Source organism: Blautia sp. NSJ-175, assembly GCF_022867815.1.
Lineage (GTDB): Bacteria > Bacillota > Clostridia > Lachnospirales > Lachnospiraceae > Blautia > Blautia celeris.
This window is the reverse complement of sequence record NZ_JALIFQ010000009.1, coordinates 39,321-59,678: the sequence shown is the minus strand read 5'-3', so window position 1 is coordinate 59,678 and position 20,358 is coordinate 39,321. Positions and strand designations below refer to the sequence as shown.

Annotated in this window: 18 protein-coding genes; all 18 read left to right on the top strand. The window is 47.7% G+C overall.

The annotated features are described in order from the left end of the window. Window positions 1–203 precede the first annotated feature (203 nt). The 18 genes from MUB35_RS15425 (at window position 204) to araA (ending at window position 20,352) form a co-directional block, all read left to right on the top strand. Window positions 204–1,922: a DUF4091 domain-containing protein gene (locus MUB35_RS15425; RefSeq protein WP_227245431.1), complete on the top strand. Its 1,719-nt coding sequence runs from the start codon at window positions 204–206 to the stop codon at window positions 1,920–1,922. Between the two features lie 105 nt (window positions 1,923–2,027). Further along, the gene (locus tag MUB35_RS15420; protein WP_244806447.1) at window positions 2,028–2,819 is read left to right on the top strand and encodes an Rpn family recombination-promoting nuclease/putative transposase; all 792 of its coding nucleotides are present in this window, start codon (window positions 2,028–2,030) and stop codon (window positions 2,817–2,819) included. Window positions 2,820–3,404: 585 nt separating this feature from the next. Beyond that, complete coding sequence (locus MUB35_RS15415) at window positions 3,405–4,358, top strand: ABC transporter permease (protein WP_227242370.1); 954 nt, start codon at window positions 3,405–3,407, stop codon at window positions 4,356–4,358. A 16-nt stretch (window positions 4,359–4,374) separates the two neighbouring features. After that, window positions 4,375–5,334, top strand: coding sequence for a carbohydrate ABC transporter permease (locus tag MUB35_RS15410; RefSeq protein ID WP_148392885.1), 960 nt, complete (start codon window positions 4,375–4,377; stop codon window positions 5,332–5,334). Between the two features lie 38 nt (window positions 5,335–5,372). Continuing rightward, window positions 5,373–6,869 carry an ABC transporter substrate-binding protein gene (locus tag MUB35_RS15405; RefSeq protein ID WP_244806446.1) on the top strand — a complete coding sequence of 499 codons (1,497 nt, stop codon included), beginning with the start codon at window positions 5,373–5,375 and terminating at the stop codon, window positions 6,867–6,869. 81 nt (window positions 6,870–6,950) lie between these two features. Beyond that, window positions 6,951–7,634 (top strand): D-lyxose/D-mannose family sugar isomerase, encoded by a 684-nt coding sequence (locus tag MUB35_RS15400; protein WP_033139254.1) that lies wholly within the window; start codon window positions 6,951–6,953, stop codon window positions 7,632–7,634. Between the two features lie 311 nt (window positions 7,635–7,945). Then, window positions 7,946–10,414: a beta-mannosidase gene (locus MUB35_RS15395; RefSeq protein WP_244806501.1), complete on the top strand. Its 2,469-nt coding sequence runs from the start codon at window positions 7,946–7,948 to the stop codon at window positions 10,412–10,414. 202 nt (window positions 10,415–10,616) lie between these two features. Next, entirely contained in the window at window positions 10,617–11,207 is a 591-nt protein-coding gene (locus MUB35_RS15390; RefSeq protein WP_244806445.1) for a GTP pyrophosphokinase, read from the top strand. Between the two features lie 132 nt (window positions 11,208–11,339). Continuing rightward, window positions 11,340–11,831: a SpoVA/SpoVAEb family sporulation membrane protein gene (locus MUB35_RS15385; RefSeq protein WP_225305380.1), complete on the top strand. Its 492-nt coding sequence runs from the start codon at window positions 11,340–11,342 to the stop codon at window positions 11,829–11,831. Beyond that, entirely contained in the window at window positions 11,828–12,853 is a 1,026-nt protein-coding gene (locus MUB35_RS15380; RefSeq protein ID WP_033143954.1) for a stage V sporulation protein AD, read from the top strand. Before MUB35_RS15385 ends, MUB35_RS15380 begins: the two co-directional genes overlap by 4 nt. 25 nt (window positions 12,854–12,878) lie before the next feature. Beyond that, on the top strand, window positions 12,879–13,235 hold the full coding sequence (gene spoVAE, locus MUB35_RS15375) for a stage V sporulation protein AE (protein ID WP_033143953.1): 357 nt from the start codon (window positions 12,879–12,881) through the stop codon (window positions 13,233–13,235). 147 nt (window positions 13,236–13,382) lie between these two features. Continuing rightward, window positions 13,383–14,150, top strand: coding sequence for a tRNA threonylcarbamoyladenosine dehydratase (locus tag MUB35_RS15370; protein WP_103732536.1), 768 nt, complete (start codon window positions 13,383–13,385; stop codon window positions 14,148–14,150). 223 nt (window positions 14,151–14,373) lie between these two features. Continuing rightward, window positions 14,374–15,285 carry a UDP-N-acetylmuramate dehydrogenase gene (gene murB, locus MUB35_RS15365; protein ID WP_033143398.1) on the top strand — a complete coding sequence of 304 codons (912 nt, stop codon included), beginning with the start codon at window positions 14,374–14,376 and terminating at the stop codon, window positions 15,283–15,285. Window positions 15,286–15,306: 21 nt separating this feature from the next. Beyond that, a complete protein-coding gene (rapZ, locus tag MUB35_RS15360; protein ID WP_033143397.1) occupies window positions 15,307–16,197 on the top strand; it encodes an RNase adapter RapZ in 891 nt (296 codons plus the stop codon). Next, window positions 16,176–17,135, top strand: coding sequence for a DNA-binding protein WhiA (gene whiA, locus MUB35_RS15355; RefSeq protein WP_033143396.1), 960 nt, complete (start codon window positions 16,176–16,178; stop codon window positions 17,133–17,135). The genes rapZ and whiA overlap by 22 nt, the downstream gene beginning before the upstream one ends. Next, window positions 17,132–17,386, top strand: coding sequence for an HPr family phosphocarrier protein (locus MUB35_RS15350; RefSeq protein ID WP_054352075.1), 255 nt, complete (start codon window positions 17,132–17,134; stop codon window positions 17,384–17,386). The genes whiA and MUB35_RS15350 overlap by 4 nt, the downstream gene beginning before the upstream one ends. Window positions 17,387–17,491: 105 nt before the next feature. Continuing rightward, complete coding sequence (locus MUB35_RS15345) at window positions 17,492–18,748, top strand: BTAD domain-containing putative transcriptional regulator (RefSeq protein WP_227242377.1); 1,257 nt, start codon at window positions 17,492–17,494, stop codon at window positions 18,746–18,748. Between the two features lie 107 nt (window positions 18,749–18,855). Continuing rightward, the gene (gene araA / locus MUB35_RS15340; RefSeq protein WP_054352077.1) at window positions 18,856–20,352 is read left to right on the top strand and encodes an L-arabinose isomerase; all 1,497 of its coding nucleotides are present in this window, start codon (window positions 18,856–18,858) and stop codon (window positions 20,350–20,352) included. The last annotated feature ends 6 nt before the right edge of the window (window positions 20,353–20,358 follow it).

Below are 20,358 nucleotides of genomic sequence, written 5' to 3'. Positions count from 1 at the left end.
TTAAATGACGCAGTGGAGGCGAAGATTTTTGAATGACGCAGCGGAGGCGGAGATTTTTGAATGACGCAGTGAAAGATTGGATTTTTTTAAAATTGCGCGGTGCGGAAGGAAATTTTTTAAATACTGCAGTATAGGCAGACAGATTATGTATGGCTGCGAGAAGCAGGATTTGACAGTGTATCATTTTATGAGGAGGAAGACAGATGCATCAGTATCATTTTTGCCTGGGGGACAGCCTGGATAAGATTTTTCCGGGCAGGCCGCCAAAAGACCGGGAAAATCCCTTTCGTGCGGGATGCTTTGCGGGAGAGCGGACTGCATTTCAGATTGCTTATACAATAGATTACCATGATTCCCATATGCTGGAGGAGGACATACAGTTTGAAATAAAAACGCCTCCGGGAATGGAGGTTAAAGTATTCCGGGCAGCCCTGGTGCCCAGTGCCTACCCATGCAGCGGTCTGTCCGATGATGACTATCTGACAAAGGAACCGGGCATGTTTCCCGATGTGCTGGTACCGCTGCCTGCCAGTACCGTGCGGGCAGTGCCGGGACAGTGGAGAGCACTTTGGGTGCAGATATGTATTGACCGGGATATGAGACCCGGAAACTATGCGGTGACTGTCTCCGTATCGATAAAAGATGGGGAAATCCTGTGGAAAAGAGAAGCTGAAATCATGGTACATAGTGGAAAACTGCCGGTACAGCGGCTGATCCATACGGAGTGGCTCCATGCGGACTGTCTGGCGGATTATTATGGAGTCCCTGTCTTTTCCGAACAACATTGGCAGATTCTGAAGAAATTCGTCACTCTTGCAGCAGAGAGCGGAATCAATATGATTTTGACACCATTGTTTACACCACCCATGGATACTGCTGTGGGCGGAGAGCGGACTACCGTTCAGCTCGTAGATGCAGAGCTGACAGAAGAGGGGTGGAAATTCGGCTTTTCCAGGCTGGGAAGATGGATTTCTATGTGCCGGGAATGCGGCATTGTCTGGTTGGAAATGGCACCTTTATTTACCCAGTGGGGTGCCGCCGCGGCTCCGAAGATCATGGCTTTGAAGGAGGGCAGGCAGCAGCAGGTTTTTGGCTGGGATACGGATGCGGCAGGGGAGGAATACCGGGTTTTTCTGATGGAATTTCTGCCCCGGTTAAAGGCGTATCTGCAGAAAAAAGATGTGCTGGAGCATACTTGGTTTCATGTGTCCGACGAGCCGGGCATGAAAGATCTGGACAGCTACCGCAGCGCAGTACAGTGTATGAACAGTGGACTGGGAGACTGCAGGTTTTTGGATGCTTTGAGTGATTTTGAATTTTATCGTCTGGGACTGGTGGAGCACCCTGTGGTTGCCTCTGACCATTTGGAGCCATTTCTGGAAGCGGAAATTCCTGATTTGTGGACATATTACTGCTGTGTCCAGGGAGTGGATGTGAGCAACCGCTTTTTTGCCATGCCTTCAGAGAGAAATAGGATTTTGGGTATCCAGCTCTATCTGTACCGGATGCAGGGATTCCTTCAGTGGGGGTACAATTTTTACAATACCAGATTTTCGCTGCAGCACATTGATCCCTTTGCTGTGACAGACAGTGGTGAAAGTTTTCCGTCAGGAGACGCATTCCTTGTCTACCCCGGACCGGACGGGCATCCCTTTTCCTCAATCCGGCTGGAAGTTTTAAGAGATGCCATGGAGGACCTTCGGGCACTTGAGGCGCTGGAACAGTATACGTCACGGGATTCTGTGGAAGCGCTTATTCGTGAAACAGCGGGAATGGATATTACCTTTAAGAGGTATCCAAAGGAACATGATTTTTTGCTCCGGCTGAGGGGGAGAGTGAACCGGGAGATTTCCTTAAACGCAGAGAGGACGGCAGCCGGTTACTGCTCACACGTCACTGTCCCGCAAGGCAGCCCCCGGTAATGGAATCGTGTTTTGCAAAGAAACAGGTTGCTTATCCGGAGGCTTTCAGCTATAATCATATTACAGACAGGTAACTTCCATGTCATATTCCGCAGGAGGAAACATATGGCAAGGAAGAAATTTGAGGAACTGGATTTATGTGACCCGTTTTTATTTGCGGCAGCGCTGGAAGATGAGGTGATATGCCGTCTGATACTGGAGATGATACTCGGACGACCGATCGCGAAAATAAGAGTCCATGCAGAGCATACGATTTTGTACAGTTCTGATTTCAGAAGCGTACGGCTGGATATTTACGCAAGCGATGAAGTGCAGGTAGAATATGATATCGAAATGCAGAATGAGGACGAGCATAATCTGCCAAAGCGAAGCCGCTATTATCAGGGAGAGATGGACATCACATCCCTGAAACCGGGAGAAGATTTCAAAAGTCTGAGACCCTGCTTTATTATCTTTATCTGCACCTTTGACCCCTTCGGCAAAGGACTGTACCGGTATACGTTTGAAAATAAATGCCTGGAAACGGAGTTGTCTTTAGGTGATGAGGTGCAGAAAATCTTTCTGAACACAAAAGGGATACATACGGAAGGCGTTTCAGAAGAGCTGATACATTTACTGAAGTACATAGAAAACAGCACGGATACATGCGCAGCAGAGGCAAAAAATGCAACCATTCAGAAGATTCACAGCAGAATCAAGGAAATGAAAAAGAATCGGAATCTGGGGGTAAGGTATATGCAGATGGAAGAACTGCTGAAAAAGAGGGAGCAGGAAGGTGAGAGACGCTTTGGCGAATTAGCGCTTAAATTATTCGAGACCGGCAGAGAGAAAGAAATCATAGAAGCAGCCTCAAATCCAAAATTACGGCAGGCCTTATATCGGGAATTTGGCCTCTGATCTGAGCAATTCCAAACAAATCAAAATGTCTGCAGGCGAATGTCAATCATTCGCCTGTCAAAAAATTCTATTTATGTTCTATTAAAATTCTAATTAAAATCCAAAAAATCATGAATATGTCATGGAACCTGTCTGTATCAATCCAAGGTATAGAATAAAACCTTATATTTGCAAACTATATTTATAATTATGCAGATTAATCTTTTATAAAACATTTCGTATGCACATAAACCAAAAACAAAAGAATAAGCAGCGCAATAAAAGCCGCAAAAGCAGCCAGATGCGTGAGAATATCAAAAGCCAGATAAATGGTAGCAGCACCTGCAAGCAATACGCACAACCCACCAAACGCAATAGAACCCCCATCCCTGTGTTCCCGTCCCCATGATGCGTTTTTTTCTTCTCTCTAGAATTTCTCCAGTTGACACTATTTTTTCCACTCCCCCGTCTAGAATTCATCCAGGAAACCTACAATTTCTCAACTATAATTTTCCCTTCCCCCAATGTATAGTAAATATATACAAAACAGAACGCCAAAACCCCCGGCCGGCAGGGATTTTGACGGGATGAGAGGGAGGTATTCAATTGAAACAGAAGAAGAAAAAAGAAAAGATAAGCTTCTTCACCCGTGTCAAAACCAACAAAGAACTGTTGTTGCTCAGCCTTCCGGGAACCGCGTGGTTTTTCCTGTTTGCATATTTGCCGCTGTTTGGTATCCTGGTAGCTTTCAAGAAATTCCGTCTGACCGGAAGCAACTTTTTTACAAGTCTCTTAAGCAGTGAATTTGTAGGATTTGATAATTTCAAGTTCCTGTTTTCCAGCGGTGACGCCTGGATCATTTTGAGAAACACGGTTTTATACAATGCTGCATTCATCATCCTTGGTGTCGTGCTCCCTGTTATCGTGGCATTGATGTTAAATGAACTCCGCAACAAGGGCATGGCTAAAATCTATCAAAGCTCCATGTTTCTGCCCTACTTCCTGTCCTGGGTAGTTGTCAGCTACTGTGTATTCGCATTTTTAAACCCGGAAAAAGGTTATTTTAACTCTGTACTTGCACATTTTGGAATTGATGGAATCTCCTGGTATACCGAGAAATCCATGTGGCCTTTTATCATTATCTTCATGAGCCAGTGGAAGGGCGTCGGTTATAATACCGTCGTATACCTGGCATCCATCTGCGGCATCAACAAGACATACTATGAGGCAGCGGTCCTTGACGGAGCCAGCAAATGGCAGCAGATCAAATACATTACCCTGCCGCTGCTGAAACCGGTTATCACCATTCTGCTGATCATGGCAGTGGGTGGGATCTTCAAGTCGGATTTCGGTCTGTTCTATCAGCTTCCGCAGGATTCCGGTCCTTTATACCCGGTTACCAATGTACTTGACACTTATATTTTCCGTGCCCTGAAGACAAACGGAGAGCTGGGCATGAGTTCTGCGGCAGCGTTATTCCAGTCAACTGTGGGATTTATACTTATCATGATCGCCAACAAGCTTGTATCCAAGGTTGACAGCGAAAACGCACTATTTTAGGAAGGAGGTAAGGAGAATGTCTTCAAAAAGAGAAGAACGTAAAAAGGCAAAAATGATAGAGAAGATGGAGGCAGAGACTTGTGAATACAACAAGGTAAAAAAACCGACCAACGTAGTGCTGAATGTTTTACTTGCAGTTATGTCACTGATCAGTATTCTGCCGTTCATCTTTGTTGTCATCATATCACTGACAGATGAGCAGACCCTGGCAATGAACGGTTACCAGTTTGTACCGGAAAAGCTCAGTCTCTATGCATACCACTATATTATAAGCGCCGGAGAGAATATCCTGCGCAGTTACGGTGTCACAATTCTGGTCACAATTGCCGGAACCGTGATCGGCCTGTTCCTTACCGGAACCTATGCCTATGCGCTGTCCAGAAAAACCTATGCGTTTAAGAAATTTTTTACCACGGTCATCACCATACCCATGCTGTTTTCCGGTGGTATGGTAGCCAACTATCTGATTGTTACAAAGGTGCTGATGCTGAAGGATAGCATATGGGCGCTTATCCTGCCCCTGTGTCTGAACACCTTCAATGTCATTGTACTGAGAACCTTCTTTAAGACCACCATACCGGATTCTGTAGTGGAATCTGCCAAGATTGACGGTGCTTCTGAGTGGAGGCTGTTTTTCAAGATCGTCATCCCCATGGCAATGCCGGGACTGGCGACCATCGGGCTTTTCCTTACATTGGGCTACTGGAATGACTGGTTTAATGCTATGATGTATATAGACAGCCAGAACCTGATACCCCTTCAGTATCTGCTGATCAAGATTGAAAGTTCCATTGACTGGCTGGCCAGCAATAAGGCCATGATGGGCATCAATGGAATTCAGATAGCGCAGAACATGCCGAAAGAGACCATTAAAATGGCAATCGTTGTTATTTCAACCCTGCCAATCATCTTTGCTTACCCCTTCTTCCAGAGGTATTTTGTAAATGGTCTGACGATCGGTGCGGTGAAAGAGTAAGAAACGATGAAAGTGAAACATTTGAGGAGGAGAATAGAATGAAATATAGAATCGTAAAACGTGCCCTGGCAGTTTCCCTGGCAGCAGCAATGACAGCAGGAATGCTGTCCGGCTGCGGCAAGAAGACAGAGACAAATGAAAAGGGAGAGGAAGTTGTTGAACTTGTCTGGTATCAGGTGGGGGACGCACAGAAAGACGCACCTGACGTAATAGAAAAAGTCAATGAGTACACAGAGGAGAAAATCGGAGTCAAGATCCAAGTAAACAATGTGGCATGGGGCGATTACAACCAGAAAATGCAGGTGGTCATCAACACAGGTGATGACTGGGATATGTGCTTTACCTGTTCCTGGGCAAATGACTATCTGCAGAACGCCCAGAAGGGCGCCTTTCTGGAACTGGATGACCTTCTGAAAGAAGAAGGAAAAGAAATTTATGACACCATTGATGAGCGCTTCTGGGAAGCAGCAAAAGTAGGGGGCAAAACATACGGTGTGCCCAGCGAAAAAGAGATCGGAAGCTGCCCCATGTGGGTATTTACAAAAGAATACGTGGACAAATACAACATCCCGTATGAGGAGATCGAGACACTGGAGGATCTGGAACCATGGCTGAAGGTGATCAAAGAGAATGAGCCGGATGTGGTTCCGTTCTATCTCACAAAAGATTACTCAGCGCCTACCTACATGGATAAGATCCAGGACCCTGTCGGCATTGAATACGGCGATGATACCCTGACGGTTAAAAATGTATTTGAGACAGACAGGATGAAATCCACTCTGAAAACCATGAGAAAATATTATGAGGCAGGTTATATCAACAAGGACGCCGCAACCGCGACCGATGATAAATCCATCAAACGTTTTGTGACAAAAGGTGACGGACAGCCTTACGCAGAACTGACATGGGGCAAGGTTTTAGGTTATGAGGTGGTCGCCAGTCCCATCATGGATACCCAGGTAACCAACGCGTCTGCCCGCGGTGCTCTGACAGCCATCAACAAAAACTCTGCGCATCCGGAAAAGGCTATGGAATTCCTGAACCTGGTCAACACAGATGAATACCTGAGGAATCTCTTGAACTATGGTATTGAAGGCGTCCACTGGACAAAGGCAGAGCCCACAGCAGAAGAAAAGGCAGCGGCAGAGGGAAAAGATTATATTTATGACACAAAAGTAAAACTGGAACCGGCTGCAAACAAAGACTACGCAGTGCCGTATTGGGTACAGGGCGGATTATTTAACACTTATGTACTGGAGAATGAGCCCCTTGACAAATGGAACACATTTAAAGAATTCAATGATGCCTCCCAGGAAGCCCCGTCCTTTGGATTTGACTTCGATCTGGAATCGGTGAGCACCCAGGTGGCAGGCTTCAGAAATGTGCTGGATGAGTTTGGAAAATCCCTGTACACAGGAAGCGTGGACCCTGACGAATATCTGCCGAAACTCCAGGAAAAACTGGAGGCAACAGGTATCCAGGAAGTCATTGACGAGATGCAGAAACAGATTGACGAGTGGAAAGCCACAAAGTAAACAGACAGTCAGATTACCGGGTTACCTGATCATGCGGAAAGCTGTCAGGTGCCCGGAATCAGAAAGGGACAAAGTAGAGCGATGAAAAGATCCGAGATTAACGCGGCTTTAAAAGAGATGGAAGCCATGATCCAGAAACACGGTTTTGCCCTCCCTCCGTTCTGCGGTTTTACTCCAAAGGACTGGGAGCAGAAGGGCCATGCATACGACGAGATCCGTGACAATATGCTGGGGTGGGATATTACAGATTATGGACTGGGAAGATTTGATGAAGTGGGATTTTCCCTGATCACACTGCGAAACGGCAACCTGAAGAACAACAAATATACAAAGACATATGCGGAAAAGCTTCTCTATATCAGGGAAGGTCAGATGGCGCCCATGCATTTTCACTGGGATAAGATGGAGGATATTATCAACAGGGGCGGAGGAAATGTGCTGATTCGCGTCTACAACTCCACAGAGGACGGGCAGTTTGCGGATACGGATGTGACGGTAAACTGCGATGGCAGAGAATTTACGGTTCCTGCAGGGACACAGGTGAGGCTGCAGCCCGGGGAGAGCATTACGGTCTATCCCTATATGTACCATGATTTTGAGCTGGAGCCGGGAACTGGCCCTGTACTTTTGGGCGAAGTCTCCATGTGCAATGATGATGAGAACGACAACCGTTTCTATGAGCCCATCGGCAGATTCCCCGAGATTGAGGAGGATGAACCGCCGTACCGCCTGCTCTGCACGGAATATCCCAGAGCAGAAGGATGATCTGCAGGTAAAAAAGGAAAATAAGCGCCCGCTTACATTGAGCAGGGCGCTTATTTTGAAGCAATGGAAAAGACATAGTATCATATAAGGAGCAGGTTATGGAAATACAACATTTAGATACCCGTAACAAAATGCAGGAACACAGCAGAGCTGCGGAGCAAATGCAGGAACACAGCAGAGCTGCGGAGCAAATGCAGGAACACAGCAGAGCTGCGGAGCAAATGCAGAAATACAGCAGAGCTGTGGCGAGGATACAGAGCCCCTGCAGTACATCCGAAGAGCCAGACACACAACTCTGCACAGTATGGCAGATGCGTGAGCTTGGCAGCACTACCTGGCTGGATGCTGTTGTCCCGGGTACGGTATATACAGATTTACTTAGAAACGGCCGGATGGACAATCCGTTCTGGAAAGACAATGAGGACAGGATCTGTGCCCTCATGGAAAAAGATTATGAATACCGGTGCCGGTTTACTTTACTTCCGGGAATACTGGAAAATCACAGGGTTGTCCTTCATTTTGACGGTCTGGACACACTTGCAGACATTTATGTAAACCAGATACATACCGGTAAAGCTTTCAACATGCACCGAACCTGGGAATTTGATGTGAAGGGTATCCTGCAGGAAGGAGAAAATGAGATACGGGTGATCTTTCATTCCCCGCTGCAATACATTGCCAAAGCCCATAAAAAATACGGAAATATAGGAAATGACGATACATTTGAAGGTTTTATGCACCTCAGAAAAGCCCACTATATGTTTGGCTGGGACTGGGGCGCCCATCTTCCGGACGCAGGTATATTCCGCCCCGTCTCCCTTCTCGGCATCCGTGAAGCCAGAATCGACAGTGTATACATACAGCAGAATCATACACAGGGAAAGGTCCGCCTCTCCTTTCAGGTAGAAACCGAATGGTCTGCCGGAGTGATCTCAGAAGAATCACCACGCCCCTGCAGTCCCGAACTTACCTATACAGTCCACATGACAGAACCGGGCGGCAGGACCTGGATTCTGGAGGATTCCCCCCAAGAGCTGACCATTGACAACCCAAAACTATGGTGGGTCAACAACCTGGGCAGCCAGCCTCTCTACCACGTCTGCGTTACACTCCTGTATCAGGGACGTACACTGGATATATGGGAACAAAAAATCGGCCTTCGGCAGGTCACCATGCTGCGAAAGAAAGACCAGTGGGGCGAGAGCTTCGCTCATCAGTTAAACGGCAGGGCCATATTTGCCATGGGAGCAGATTATATCCCGGAGGACCATCTTCTGGGCAGGACCTGCAGGGAAAAGACAAGAAAACTGCTGGAAGCCTGCCGGGAGGCCAACTTCAACGTCATTCGTGTCTGGGGCGGAGGCTGCTACCCGGAAGACTGGTTCTATGAACTGTGCGATGAGATGGGATTTTTGGTCTGGCAGGATTTTATGTTTGCCTGTTCGGTCTATGAGCTGACCCCTGAGTTTGAGGAAAACATCCGGCGGGAATTTGCAGACAATATAAAGAGAATCCGGCATCACGCTTCCCTGGGTCTGTGGTGCGGCAACAATGAGATGGAAATGTTCGTGGATGAGAGGTGCTGGGTGACAAAACCGTCGGAGGTGAGAGATTACCTGTTCATGTATGAACGCATTCTCCCCGAAGTCCTGGCAAAATACGATCCCCAGACCTTTTACTGGCCGGCCAGCCCATCCTCGGGAGGTTCCTTTGACAATCCCAATGACCCGAACAGAGGCGATGTGCATTACTGGAAGGTCTGGCATGGCGGCCGTCCTTTCTCTGAGTACCGAAAACATTTTTTCCGTTATGCTTCTGAATTCGGTTTTCAGGCATTTCCCTTTAAAAAGACTCTGGAGCAGATCACGGACGATCCGGATGACTTTAACATTTTTTCCTATGTGATGGAAAAGCACCAAAGAAATTACGGTGCAAACGGAAAAATCATGAATTATCTGCAGCAGACCTACCGCTACCCCACAGAATTTACCACCCTTCTCTATGCCTCCCAGCTTCTCCAGGCAGATGCCATCCGCTATGGGGTGGAGCATTTTCGCAGAAACAGGGGAAGATGTATGGGAGCCGTGTACTGGCAGTTAAATGACTGCTGGCCTGTGGTATCCTGGTCCTCTGTTGATTACTGTGGCAGGTGGAAGGCACTTCACTATTATGCCAGGCGCTTTTTTGCCCCGGTGATGATCTCCTGCCGGGAGGAGGGCTGGATGACCCGGGAGGCCAATATGAACCGGCAGCATTTTACATTTGAAAAATCCATCCGTCTGAATGTGGTGAACGAGACCTTAAAAGACAGGCAGATCAAAGTCTGCTGGCAGCTCCGTGACAGTAAGGCAGCGGTTCTTCGCCGGGAGGAGCAGGTGATCACAGTGCCGGCTCTCACGGCAGTCTGGATGGATAAGACAGAGCTTCCGGATGTGGATGTCTTTGAACAATATGTCAGCTTCCAGGCTTTTGAAGTAAACTGCGGGACGCCGGAAAAAGAGGACAGCGCCGGGGCCCAAGCTCTGTCAGAGGGCACGGTTATCTTTTCCTATCCGAAATATTTCCGGTATGAGAATCCCCGTCTTACCTGGGAAATAGAGGGAAATAAGATCAGAGTCTCTGCGTCCGCCTATGCCAAGAGTGTGGAGATCCTCAATGAGACGGAAGACCTTATCCTCTCTGACAATTATTTTGATCTGAACGGAGATACCAAAGAGGTGGAGATCCTGTCCGGAAATGCAGATGCGCTCAGACTTCGCAGCGTATATGATATCCGTTAAGGCTTCTGCTTCACAAAATCTGTACCCGGCAGAGCGCTTCGTGATGCAGTACCTGGCGGGACAGCGGTGCGTAAACAGTAAGAGTTTATAAGCCTTTTAGAAAAAGTTCAGCCCAGCTTTATTTATGGATCAGCCGGTTTATGTTATAGTAAAGGGAGCGGGCAGACAGGGGGATGGTCTGCCTATATAAGGAGGACGGAGTATGACTAATGAACAATATTACGATTTAATTGTTCCCTATCAGGATGCGCTTAACCTTTTTAAGGCCAGGCTGGATGTGCTGAACCATTCCATGTATGGCAGTGCGTCTCATCCGATTCACAATATCCAGTCCAGAATCAAGCAGAAACAGAGTATTGAGGAGAAACTGGAGCGCATGGAACTGAGCGCCAGCTTTACAAATGCCAAGGAAAACCTTCAGGACATTGCAGGTGCCAGGGTAATCTGCTATTTTGAGAGAGACGTGGAGCTGCTGGCAGAGCAGTTAAAAAAACAGAGCGATCTCATATTGGTCAAAGAAAAAGATTACATTGCCAATCCGAAACAGAATGGTTACCGGAGCTATCACATGGTTCTGGGCATTCAGGTCTGCACCATTGACAGTACGGAATACTATCCGGTTGAAGTACAGATCAGAACCATTGGCATGGATTTCTGGGCCAGCATGGAGCACCGGGTGTGCTATAAACAGGAGCGTGAAGACAAAGAGGAGATTCAGAAGGAACTCCTCAGATATGCAAAAATTTTAAAAGAAATCGAAGAGGGATTTGAGCAGTACAATGACAGGCGCTGACGATTCTTCTGCTGAGGCAGATCTTAATATAAGCGGATCTGCCTCTTTTTTTATAATTTTTTCCAGCACATATTTTTCCCGTAACATTCTCATACTATCAGAAAGCTTCCAAATCAGGAAGCAGGAAAAAGGATGGTGAAAGTTATGGCAACTGCGGCGGAGCAGGAAAAACAGAAAAAAGCCAAAGAATATGAAAAATATGTAAAACAGGTGACACCCACCCACAGCCTGTTTAAAAACATGTGCCGTGCCTTTCTCTGCGGCGGCGCGATCTGTGTACTGGGGCAGGGAATCATGAACTTCTGCATGAGTCAGGGACTGGACAAGGAAATCAGCGGCGGCTGGACTTCCCTGATCCTGGTGCTTTTAAGTGTACTCTGTACAGGATTTAATATTTATCCGAAAATAGCCAAATGGGGCGGTGCCGGTACGCTGGTACCTATCACCGGTTTTGCCAATTCTGTGGCAGCACCGGCTATTGAATACCAGAAAGAGGGACAGGTATTTGGAATCGGATGCAAGATTTTTATCATAGCAGGTCCGGTTATCCTTTACGGTATACTGACCTCCGCGGCTTTGGGGGCTATCTATTACGTTCTTAAATTATGGGGGATTGTGGGATGACAGAAGTAAGAAAACAGACCATCGGCAAACAGAGCATTCAGTTTGAACATGCAGTTCATATTCTAAGCGGAGCCTCCATAGTGGGGAAAAAGGAAGGGGACGGCCCTCTGGGAAAATGTTTTGACGTGATAGGCGGGGAGGACGGTATGTTCGGGTGCCAGTCCTGGGAGGAGGCAGAGAGTGTCCTTCAAAAAGAAGCCGTCAGCATGGCAATCGGAAAGGCAGAGCTGGAGAACTGGCAGATCCGCACCATTTACGTGGGCGATCTTCTGGCACAGACCATTGCCTCCTCTTTTGGCATCATAGGGTTTGACACGCCTGTGTATGGGCTGTACGGCGCCTGCGCCACCATGGGGGAAGCGCTCTCTCTGTCCTCCATGTCCGTTGCCGCGGGATACGGTGACTATGTGGTGGCAGTGACATCCAGCCATTTCGGCAGCGCGGAGAAAGAATTCCGTTTTCCTCTCGGATACGGAAACCAGCGGCCTCTGTCCGCCACCTGGACAGTGACGGGAAGCGGAGCCTGCGTACTTGGAACAAAAGGCGGTAAGGCACGGATCACAGGGATCACTACAGGCAAGATCATTGATTTCGGACTTAAGGATTCTCTGAATATGGGGGCATGTATGGCTCCGGCTGCCTGTGATACCATTTACCAGAATATGATGGACTTTAACCGCATGCCTGAGGACTACGACAGGATCATCACAGGCGACCTGGGCGAGGTTGGGCAGCATATTCTCTTTGATATGATGAAAGAAAAGGGGTTTGATATTGAGAAACAGCATATGGACTGCGGCATTGAGATCTATGACAAGGAGTCCCAGGACACACATGCCGGTGGCAGCGGCTGTGGCTGTTCCGCTGTGACCTTTGCCTCCTATATCCTTCCCAAGATTGAGAAGGGGGAGTGGAAACGTGTTCTTTTTGTTCCCACAGGGGCATTATTGTCAAAGGTCAGCTACAACGAGGGGAAAAGTGTGCCCGGAATTGCGCAGGCTGTTGTGGTGGAGCATTGCTAAAACAGGATAACAGGAGGCAGTAAATATGGATTATATCAATGCATTTTGGGTAGGAGGGCTGATCTGTGCCCTGGTTCAGATACTTTTAGACAAGACAAAGCTGCTGCCGGGCCGTGTTATGGTGCTGCTGGTATGTACCGGAGCCGTACTGGGGTCTGTGGGCATTTACAACAAGCTCATGGATTTTGCCGGTGCAGGTGCCAGCGTCCCCCTTTTGGGATTCGGCAACCTGCTCTGGAAAGGTGTAAAAAAAGCCATCGGTGAGCAGGGCTTCATCGGCATCTTCATGGGAGGCTTCACATCCAGCGCCGTGGGAATCTCCGCAGCCCTCATTTTCGCCTATTTGGCCAGCCTTATTTTTAAACCAAAGATGAAAAACTAGTTCTATACAATTGATAGATTTAATAGTATAATGAAGAATAACGGCGAGCCCGGGAAGTAAGCCCGGGAAGCGAGCCGTTATTCGATACGGCTTGACTACAGTCAGGGCAGTACATTGAGAACTTTTTACTTAGGAGGAACCGCAAGTATGCTGCATGCATTTTCCCGTTCAGAAGGATTAATAGGAAAAGAGGGGCTGGAGATTCTTGCCGATTCCAAGGTCGCGGTGTTTGGCCTGGGCGGTGTGGGGTCTTATGTGGTTGAGGCGCTGGCAAGAGCCGGTGTGGGAAACCTGATTCTGGTGGACCACGATGAGGTTGCAGTGACCAACCTGAACAGACAGCTGGTGGCGCTGCGCTCTACGATCGGAAGGAAAAAGGTACAGGTTGCCAAAGAACGCATTGCAGATATCAATGAGGATGCAGTGGTCCATACCTATGAGACTTTTTTCTCAGCTGAGACAGCCGGTTTATTTGATTTTTCCAGCTATGACTATATTGTGGACGCAGTGGACACTGTCTCTGCCAAGATCCTTCTCATTGAGAAGGCAAAAGCCTGCAATAAGCCGGTCATATCCTGTATGGGAACCGGAAACAAACTGGACCCGTCCTGTTTTCAGATTGCGGATATTGCGAAGACCAGTGTGTGCCCTCTGGCAAAGGTCATGCGCACGGAATTGAAAAAGAGAAAAATAAAGAAGGTTAAGGTGCTTTTCTCCACGGAAATCGCGCCAAAAGAAAAAAAACGCCGGATGGGCCTGAAAGAAGAAAAGGTACAGACGGAAGAGACCAGGCCGTCCACAGGAAGGCCGGTGCCCTCCAGTATATCCTTTGTTCCGGGAGTTGCCGGACTGATGATCGCCGGAGAGGTGATAAAAGATTTAATCGGGATGAGACAGAAGACAGACAGAAAATAAAATGTTACTGTTCACTGCGTGCCCAGCAACACGCTTCGCGATGCACAGATATGGAGCATTCTGCTCCATATCGCGCTGGCTGCCTCGGGATTTTCATGCCTTCGGCCTGAAAACACCTCGGGGGATAGTGGCGTGTGAACAGTAACAATAAAATTTCTGTCTGAAACTGTTTTAGCTGTGTCATATTGGATTTCCATAATATTATCAAGCAAGAGGTAAGAAAGTGAATAAAAAAATAGAGAATGAGTTTTGTCAGTGTCTGGGCAGTGACAATGTCAATGTCTGTGAACCAATGAAAAAGCATACAACATTTCGCATTGGAGGGCCTGCGGAATACTACCTGCGTCCTCACAGCGTGGATGAACTGCGGAAGATTTTACATATCTGTAAAAGGGAGAATCTGCCGTTTTTCATTTTGGGCAATGGAAGTAATCTGCTTGTAAGTGATAAAGGGTACAATGGTGTTGTCATTCAGCTCTGGAAGAATATGAGTGACATAGAAGTGAACCACGACGTCATCAGGGCAAAGGCCGGAGCACTTCTCTCAAAAATCGCAGTGGTGGCTCTGGAGCACAGCCTGGCCGGATTTGCGTTTGCCAGCGGCATTCCCGGAACTCTGGGAGGCGCTGTAGTGATGAACGCAGGCGCTTACGGCGGGGAGATGAAGGATGTACTGGAGGAAGTCACCGTTATGGATGCGGACGGCAATGTGATCCGCCTGAAACGTGAGGAACTGAATCTGGGGTACCGGACAAGTATCGTAAAAGAAAAAGGATATATTGTGCTGGAGGCTGTCATCAGGCTGAACAAAGGTGAGGCATCCCATATTAAGGAGCAGATGGATGACTTCAAAGAGCGCCGTACCAGCAAACAGCCGCTGGATATGCCCAGTGCCGGAAGTACCTTCAAGCGGCCGGAGGGATATTTTGCAGGAAAACTGATCATGGATACAGGTCTGCGCGGCTTTCAGGTGGGCGGAGCGCAGATTTCCGAGAAGCACTGCGGTTTTGTTGTCAATACCGGAGATGCCACAGCGGAGGATGTGAAGAACCTGATAGAGGAAGTACAGAAGAGAGTCAGGGAGAAATTCGGCGTCACACTTGAGCCGGAAGTAAAATTCCTGGGTGAGTTTTGACATTAGCGGAGAGGATTCTATATGCGTTTTGTAATTGTGACAGGAATGTCAGGTGCCGGCAAGAGTACGGCCCTGAAAATGCTGGAAGACATGGAGTATTTTTGTGTGGATAATCTTCCCATACTCCTGATTGAGAAATTTGCACAGCTTGTGAAGGACGGAAGTTCCGGGGAGATAGAGCGTGTAGCCGTGGGTGTTGATATCAGGAGCGGCAAAGCTTTAAGTGAACTGGAACATGTTCTGGAGCGGCTGCGGCTGCCGGGATTCCAGCCGGAGATCCTCTTTTTGGATGCGGATGACAAGACACTGGTAAAGCGTTATAAGGAGACACGGCGCTCCCATCCCCTTTCCGGCAACGGAAGGGTGGATGAAGGGATTCAACTGGAACGCAGCAGGCTGGCTTTTTTGCGGGAATTTTCGGACTACATTCTGGATACCAGCCAGCTTCTCACCAGGGAGCTGAAAGAAGAACTGGAAAAGATCTTTGTGGAGAACCAGAAGTTCAAGAATCTGATGATCACAGTTCTGTCCTTTGGGTTCAAGTACGGAATCCCCGGTGATTCTGATCTGGTGTTTGACGTGAGGTTTCTGCCGAACCCTTATTATATAGAAGGAATGCGTTTTTTGAGCGGCAATGACAAGCCGGTCAGCGACTACGTCATGGGATTTGAGCTGGCACAGGAGTTCTCCGATAAACTGGAGGATATGCTGCGCTTTCTGATTCCCAACTACATATCCGAAGGCAAATCCCAGCTTGTGATCTCCATCGGATGTACAGGCGGCAAGCACCGCAGTGTGACGCTGGCCAATGAACTATACAGACGGCTGAAAAAGTCAGAAGAATACGGAATACGGATTGAACATAGAGATATAGAAAAGGATGCGAAGAAATGTCATTCTCCGGAAGCGTAAAACAGGAGCTGGAGCGCTGCATCAGCCCTGCCAGGCATTGCCAGATCGCAGAGCTTTCAGCTATTTTCAGCTTTTGCGGTGAGATACAGAGGACAGAGGAAGGCCAGACATTTCTCTGTTTTTCTACAGAAAATGAAAGTGTTATAAGAAAGTGCTTTACTTTATTGCAAAAAACATTTAAAATAGATAGAGAAATTTCTATAGATAAACGTTTAATAAAAAGAAACAACAGATTTGTGATTGAAGTACGAGGTCAGGAAGATACCGTAAGAATTCTGCAGGCAGCAAAGTATCTGACCGCAGACAGGCAGCCAATGCCCTGTGCCGCTCTTGTGAATCCTCTGGTTATTCAAAAGAACTGCTGCAGGAGGGCTTTTCTGCGGGGAGCATTTTTATGTGCAGGTTCTATCAGTGACCCGGAGAAATTTTATCATTTTGAAATCGTATGTTCCACATTGTCAAAAGCTCAGCAGCTTCAGGAACTGGTGCAATCCTTTGAGGTGGATGCTAAAGTTGTAAGCCGCAAGAAGCACGAAGTTGTTTATGTAAAAGAAGGCGCGCAGATCGTAGAAATTTTAGGCCTCATGGGGGCCAATGTATCTTTGATGAATCTTGAGAATGTCAGGATTCTGAAGGAAATGCGCAATAGCGTAAACCGCAAGGTTAACTGCGAAACGGCGAATATTAACAAGACTGTAAATGCTGCAGTAAAACAAATGGAGGATATAGCCTATATCCGTGATACCATTGGATTGGAGCGGCTTCCGGATAATTTGGAGGAGATTGCACAGATAAGGCTGGAATATCCACAGGCTTCTTTGAAAGAACTTGGCATGTTACTAGCACCGCCAGTGGGAAAGTCAGGAGTCAATCACAGACTGCGGAAAATCGGCAGCATAGCAGAGGAGCTCAGAGGGAACAAGGAGGAACAGATATGATCAGGAAACCAATTACCATCGGTATTTCAAACGGCCTGGAAGCAAGACCGATCGCATTACTCGTGCAGGTAGCCAGCCAGTATGCCAGCAATATCTATCTGGAGAGTCAGGAAAAGAAGGTAAATGCAAAGAGCATCATGGGTATGATGAGTTTGGGATTAGACGCTGGTGAGAGCGTGACTGTATCAGTTGAAGGCGAAGACGAAGTCGAAGCGATGAAAAGCATCGAAGAGTATTTGAGCAACAAATAAATATTGAACTTTTAAGGAAAAAGAGAGCAGATATGAAAGAGTGAGGCCGTCCTGGATGAGGGGCGGCCTTTTTAACGGCGCGCAGATTGCAGGAGATATAAAAAGATGGAGAGAGAAAAAAGTACCGGTATTATGAGGGTAAGGATGTTAGGGGGGTTTTCCATTACTTATGAGGGAGCGGCAGTGGTCTTTGACAGGAGGAGCCCGGCAAAATTTATCCAGTTATTTCAGCTTCTCATGCTGCACTTAAGGGAGGGGATAGATAAGGCGGAGCTGATCGATGCTCTTTACGGCAAGGATGGGGTGGAAAACGGGAACAGCAGTCTGAACAATACAATCTTCAGGCTCCGCAGACAGTTGAAAAAGGCAGGCATGCCGGAGGATGCGTACATTATTGTAAAGAAGGGGAAATGCCGGTGGAGTGAGAATATTAAGGCAGTGGTGGATATCCATCAAATGGAGGCAGCCATCGAGGAGGCCTGCATGGAAAGCGGGGAGAAGAAGGAAGAGCTTTTAAAGGAAGCCTGCAGTCTGTATAAAGGGGAATTTCTGCCATCCTCCGCAGCGGAAGCCTGGTCTGTCATAGCAGGCGTGAAGTACAGAGACTTATACTTTGACTGTATGCGGGAGTTGTTTTCCATTCTGAAAAACCGCGGAGCCTATGAGGATATACTTTACATCAGCTCCCATGCGGCCTCTATCTATCCCTATGAGGAGTGGCAGCTTTGGCGGATTGACAGCCTCCTTGCCCTGAACCGGCATAAAGAGGCACTGAAGGTCTATGAGGAGACCGCATCCCTGTATTTTAATGAGTTTGGCTTAAATCCGTCCGGGAAAATGCTGGAGCGCTTTCATGCCATGAGCAGTCAGATACAGGGGGTTCCCTCAGATATGTCGGAGATCCGCAGGGACTTAAGGGAGAAGACAAAGGGAAAAGGCGCTTATTTCTGCTCTCTGCCCAGTTTTATTGATACCTACAGGATTATGACGCGTATGATGGAGAGGACCGGGATGTCTGTATTTCTCATGCTGTGCACACTGACGGACAGTTTTGGAGTTCCCATTGAAAAAGAAGAGAAGATCAGTAAAGCAGCAGAAAAATTCCAGACAGCGGTGAAGCTGTCCCTGCGCCGCGGAGACTTATATACCAGATACAGCTCCTGTCAGTTTCTGGTCATGCTTCCGGGCATTACCCAGGAAAACTGTTTCCGTGTGGCGGAGCGCATCAGCCGTCTTTTTAAGGAGGCAGGGGGCGGCAGCAACAGAATCCGATGTTATATCAGTTCCCTGATCGATGTGACCGAGGACTTCGGGGGGCTTAAGCACGGGATCACCTTTCCGGACGGCTGGATGCGGCCATAAACATACAACTGAAAAACTTGTACCCTTCCTGTGAATACAACTTGTAAAGATAACCGTACAAGTTTTAAGATAAAGGAAACAGAAAACCTAACAGGAGGGCGATTTTAATGAAGACAGGCAGAAATTACAAGTTTTGGTTTGCAACAGGTTCTCAGGATCTGTACGGAGATGAGTGCCTCAGAAAAGTGGCTGAGCATTCCAGAATTATCGTAGAGGAATTAAATAAATCAGGAGTGCTTCCTTACGAAGTGGTTCTGAAACCAACTCTGATCACAAATGAGGTTATCAGAAAGACATTCAATGAGGCAAATGACGATGAGGACTGCGCAGGTGTCATCACATGGATGCACACCTTCTCACCGGCTAAGTCCTGGATTCTGGGACTGCAGGAGTACAGAAAACCCCTGATGCATCTGCATACACAGTTCAACCAGGAAATCCCATATGATACCATTGATATGGATTTTATGAATGAAAACCAGTCTGCCCACGGTGACAGAGAATATGGTCACATTGTGTCCCGCATGGGGATTGAGCGCAAAGTGGTAGTGGGCCATTGGAGCGATGAAAAAGTACAGAAAAAGATTGCGTCCTGGATGCGCACTGCAGTAGGTATTATGGAGAGCAGCCATATCCGTGTTATGAGAATTGCGGACAACATGAGAAATGTAGCTGTGACAGAAGGTGACAAGGTAGAGGCACAGATCAAGTTCGGATGGGAAATTGACGCTTATCCGGTAAATGAGATCGCAGAGGCAGTGGAAGCTGTGTCAAAGGGTGATACGGACGCTTTGGTGGAAGAGTATTACGATAAATATGAGATTCTTCTGGAAGGCAGAGATCCGGAAGAGTTCAAGCGTCACGTGGCAGTGCAGGCACAGATCGAAATCGGATTTGAGAGATTCCTGGAGGAGAAAAATTACCAGGCGATCGTAACACATTTCGGTGATCTGGGTTCCCTGAAACAGCTTCCGGGACTGGCTATTCAGAGGCTGATGGAAAAAGGTTACGGTTTCGGCGGAGAGGGTGACTGGAAGACTGCAGCTATGGTGCGTCTGATGAAGATCATGACAGCAGGTATGGAAGGTGCAAAGGGTACTTCCTTTATGGAGGATTATACATATAATCTGGTTCCGGGTAAGGAAGGAATTCTGCAGGCGCATATGCTGGAAGTGTGCCCGACTATTTCTGACGGTCCGATCAGCATTAAGGTGAATCCGCTGAGCATGGGAGACAGGGAAGACCCGGCGCGTCTTGTATTCACAGCTAAGACCGGTCCGGCCATCGCTGCATCTTTGATCGATCTGGGGAACAGGTTCCGTCTGATCATTAATGAGGTGGATTGTAAGAAGACAGAGAAGGCCATGCCGAAGCTGCCGGTGGCTACAGCGTTCTGGACACCGAAGCCGGATCTGGCTACAGGTGCGGAAGCCTGGATTCTGGCAGGAGGGGCGCATCATACGGCGTTCTCTTATGATATTACGGCTGAGCAGATGGGTGACTGGGCTGCGGCTATGGGGATTGAAGCGGTTTATATTGATGGGGATACGAAGATTCGCGGGTTTAAGAGGGATCTGCAGTTGGGAGAATTGGTGTTTAGGTAGGAATTT